The organism is Kitasatospora sp. NPDC096204, assembly GCF_044763205.1.
Lineage (GTDB): Bacteria > Actinomycetota > Actinomycetes > Streptomycetales > Streptomycetaceae > Kitasatospora.
Genome location: NZ_JBIWFT010000093.1, coordinates 1 through 4,036, shown reverse-complemented (window position 1 = coordinate 4,036; position 4,036 = coordinate 1). Strand labels below are relative to the sequence as shown.

Here is a 4,036-nt window from a genome sequence, read left to right as displayed (position 1 = left end):
CCCGTCATCACCCTCGACGCCCGCCGCCGCGACAGCGCCAAGAGCGCCCTCATCACCCTCGTCGAACACGCCCTCCTCGCCCGACTCCGCTGAACGAGGGCGACCGCGAGCACGCGAGCGCGGGCGAGCGCGCCGAGCCGAAGGGGCCCAGGGCGCCCCGGAGGCGGGCGTGCGAGCAGCCGCACAGCCCCGACGGCCCGTCCTCACGGCGGGCCGTCGGGGCAGCGGCGCTTACCGGCCGGTGTCCTCCGGGGGCCCCGCGCAAGACCCGCGTATAAGCAGCGGATAACAGTTCGGTAGGCATTTTGTGATCAACAATGACTCAGTGTGGCGAATTGGCGTCACTCAGCGCCTGGTGACCACTGTTTTGCTCCGTCATGTCGGTGATTGTCCGGATTGTTCCGACGCGGGTGCCGGGCGGCGGCTGTTTGTCCCCCATCCCTGCACGTGCTGAAATTCCAGCTACCCCTGGGTGTCTCCTGCGCCGGTCCGTCCGGCGGCGGGACAGGGCCCCGGGGTAGCGCTGGATTGATCCATGGCCGGCATTCGGCCGAGAGGTAGTTGTCGAGTGAGGCGTAAGCAGCAACCCGCCCCGCAGCGGCGCTCCGAGCCCCGCCAGAGCGAGCCGAACGGTACCCCGGGGGGTCCGGCCGGATTCTCCGCGTTCACTCCCACCGAGGAACGCGCCCAGTCCCCCGTCCCGGCCCCCGACTCCCAGGCCGCGCCCACGGCGCCCCGCAGCGGCGGATCGTCGGACGACGGCAGCGGCGGCTCCAGCCGGTACGACTTCCTCCGCCCGCGCAACTGGCGCGTGCCGACCCGTCTGATCGCGATCCTGCTGATCCCCGTGATCATCAGTCTCGTCTTCGGCGGTCTGCGAGTGAACACCTCGGTCGACGGCTTCATCAAGGCCTCCCGCGCCGAGAAGACCGCCGAGCTGGCCAAGGCGGCGACCGAACTCGCCGAGGCGCTGGAGAACGAGCGCGACAAGACGCTCATACCCCTGATCACCAAGCAGGACCCGAACAACGAGGTGACCAAGCGGCGCAACGACACCGACGCCGCGCTGAAGGCGTACAACGCCGCCTACGCCGCCTCCGACAAGTCCGGTGAGCTCCCCCGCCGCCACGAGGCCTTCCAGACCCTGGTGGTCGACCTGCCGCACCTGCGGGCCAACGCGTACAACCCGGAGCTGTTCATCAGCGCCACCGCCAACGCCTACTCGGTGATGCTCGACCCGCTGCTGGCCTTCGACAACTCGGTCGGCATGGGCTCCGCCAACGCCACCAGCAAGGGCCGCGCGATCTACGCGATGTCGCTGGCCAAGGCCGCCGCCTCGACCCAGCGCGCGCTGATGCTCAACCTGCTCGTCGGCATCTCGGCGAACGCGACCACGCGGTACGAGAACCAGAACGTGATCCAGCAGATCCTGATCTCGGAGAAGCTGGAGCAGGTCTCCATCAACGAGTTCAACACCGGCAGCGCGCCCGAGGACGCCCAGAAGTACGCGGAGGCGCAGGTCACCCAGTTCGCCGCGCAGGAGCGCTCGGCGTACAAGATGCCCAACGGCGCGGCGCCGACCATGCAGGCCCTGCTCCAGCTCGGCGCCTCGTACAGCCAGGCCGCCGCGGAGGGCCAGCTGAAGGGCAAGGCCGCCGCCGACGCCGCGTACACCGAGGCGAGGAACGCCGGTCTGACCCCGGACAACTGGAACCAGGCCGCCAACACCCACATCCAGGCCCTGCGGAACACCGAAGTCGCGCTGCTGGACGAGGTCCTCGCCGACTCCCGCGCCCTGAAGGACAACGCGCTCTACGACGCCATCCTCAACACGGTCATCGTCGTCGCGGCGCTCGTCCTGGCCGGTCTGCTCACCGGTTACGTGGCCCGCTCGATGATTCTCGGCATGCGCACCCTGCGCAACGCCGCCCTGGAGATCGCCGACCACCGCCTGCCGGACCTGGTCGAGAAGCTCTCCAAGACCGACCCCGACCGGGTCGACACCTCGGTGGCCCCGATCCCGCTGCACGGCAAGGACGAGATCGGCGAGGTCGCCCGGGCGTTCGACCAGGTCCACCAGCAGGCCGTGGCGCTCGCCGCCGAGCAGGCCCTGCTGCGAGGGAACGTCAACGCGATCTTCACCAACCTGTCGCGCCGCAGCCAGAGCCTGATCCAGCGCCAGCTGGCGCTGATCACCGACCTGGAGAACAACGAGGCCGACCCGGACCAGCTGGAGAACCTCTTCAAGCTGGACCACCTGGCCACCCGTATGCGCCGCAACGGTGAGAACCTGCTCGTCCTCGCGGGCGAGGAGGCCGGCCGCCGCTGGAACACCCCGGTCCCGCTGGTCGACGTGCTCCGCGCCGCCGCGTCCGAGGTGGAGCAGTACGAGCGCGTCGAGCTCTCCGGCATCCCGGAGGTCGACGTCGTCGGCGCCGCCGTGACCGACCTCGTCCACCTGCTCGCCGAGCTGCTGGAGAACGCCACCTCGTTCTCCAGCCCGCAGACCCGGGTGCTGGTCAACGCGACCCGCCTGCCGGACGGCCGGGTGCTGGTCGAGATCCACGACAAGGGCATCGGCCTCACCGCCGAGGACTTCGCGGAGATCAACGAGAAGCTGGCCGAGCCGCCCACGGTGGACGCCACCATCTCCCGCCGCATGGGCCTGTTCGTGGTCGGCCGGCTCTCCCAGCGGCACGACGTCCGCGTCCAGCTCCGCCCGTCCGGCGAGTCCGCCGGCACCACCTCGCTGGTCATGCTCCCGCCGTTCGTCACCCAGTCCGGTGCGGCGCCGGAGCCGGACGAGCAGTTCACCGTCTCCCGGATCTTCGCCGAGCAGGAGCCGACCGCCGCGTGGGCGCCGGAAGCCCCCGCCCGCAGCGCGGCCGAGCTCGGCTTCGACGACCACCTCACCGGCATCGGCAACGCCGGCTCCAGCGGGTTCAGCCCGGCCCTGGAGTCCGTCCAGCGCTCGCAGCGCCTCGACCAGGTCCGCCGCGCGGCCCTGGACAGCGCCCCGCACGCGCCGGTGGTGGACGCCGAGGTCGAGGAGGACTACCAGCAGGGCTACGACCAGTACGCCCCGCAGGGCTACGAGCAGCCGCAGGCCCAGGCCGACGACCAGTACGGCTACGACCAGGGCGGCTACCAGCAGGACGAGTACCACCAGCAGGACGGGTACGCCCAGGACGGCTACGACCAGTACGCCCCGCAGGGCTACGGGCAGCAGCAGGGCTTCGCCGACGACCGGTACGGCTACGACCAGGGCGGCTACCAGCAGGACGAGTACGCCGACCAGTACGGCCGTCCGGCCGAGGAGTCCCCGGCCGGCCACCCGTACGCCCCGGAACCGCCCGCGCTGCCCGCCGCCGAGCCGCCGCACACCACCCTGGCGTCCGGGCTGCCGCAGCGCCGCCCCGGCGAGCAGCTGGCCGGCGGTGGCCCCGCCTCCGCTCCGGCCGGCGGCAGCCAGTCCGGCGAGAGCCCGAACTGGTTCGCCGGCGCCAAGGACACCTCGTCGACGCCCTCGGCCGAGCGCGGCCACGACGTGTCCGCGCTCGGCGGTTACGGCCCGACCGGCCCGACCGCCAGCGCCGCCTGGCAGTCGCCGAACGACGGCGACTGGCAGCGGGCCGAGCAGCTGCGTGAGCCCGCCTCCGGCGGCACCACCGGCTCCGGTCTGCCGCGGCGCGTGCCCAAGCAGAACCTGGTGCCCGGCAACGCCAAGTCCACCCCGCAGGACGGGCCGCAGGTCTCCCGCAGCCCGGAGGAGGTCCGTGGCCGCCTCACCAACCTGCGCCGCGGTGTGGAGCAGGGCCGCAGTGCCGGTAACACCGGAAGCTTCCGGATCGACCCCGATCAGGTAGACCAGTCCGGCAACGGACAGAACCGGAGCACCGATCTCTTCGGCGGCTCGAACCACCAGGAGCGTTGAGTTGACTCAGATGAGCCAGGCCGCACAGAACCTGAACTGGCTGATCACCAATTTCGTGGACAACACCCCCGGGGTGTCCCACACCGTGGTGGTCTCCGCGGA

The 4,036-nt window shown here is 71.2% G+C and carries 1 protein-coding gene and 2 pseudogenes; all 3 read left to right on the top strand.

Translation table 11 applies throughout. From position 1 onward, the window contains the following. Positions 1–93 (top strand): annotated as a pseudogene (locus ACIQ87_RS40235) (ATP-binding protein); the annotation flags it as partial. A 475-nt stretch (positions 94–568) separates the two neighbouring features. Continuing rightward, a complete protein-coding gene (locus ACIQ87_RS40230; protein ID WP_402417231.1) occupies positions 569–3,934 on the top strand; it encodes a nitrate- and nitrite sensing domain-containing protein in 3,366 nt (1,121 codons plus the stop codon). 10 nt (positions 3,935–3,944) lie between these two features. After that, positions 3,945–4,036: pseudogene (locus tag ACIQ87_RS40225) on the top strand (roadblock/LC7 domain-containing protein); the annotation flags it as partial.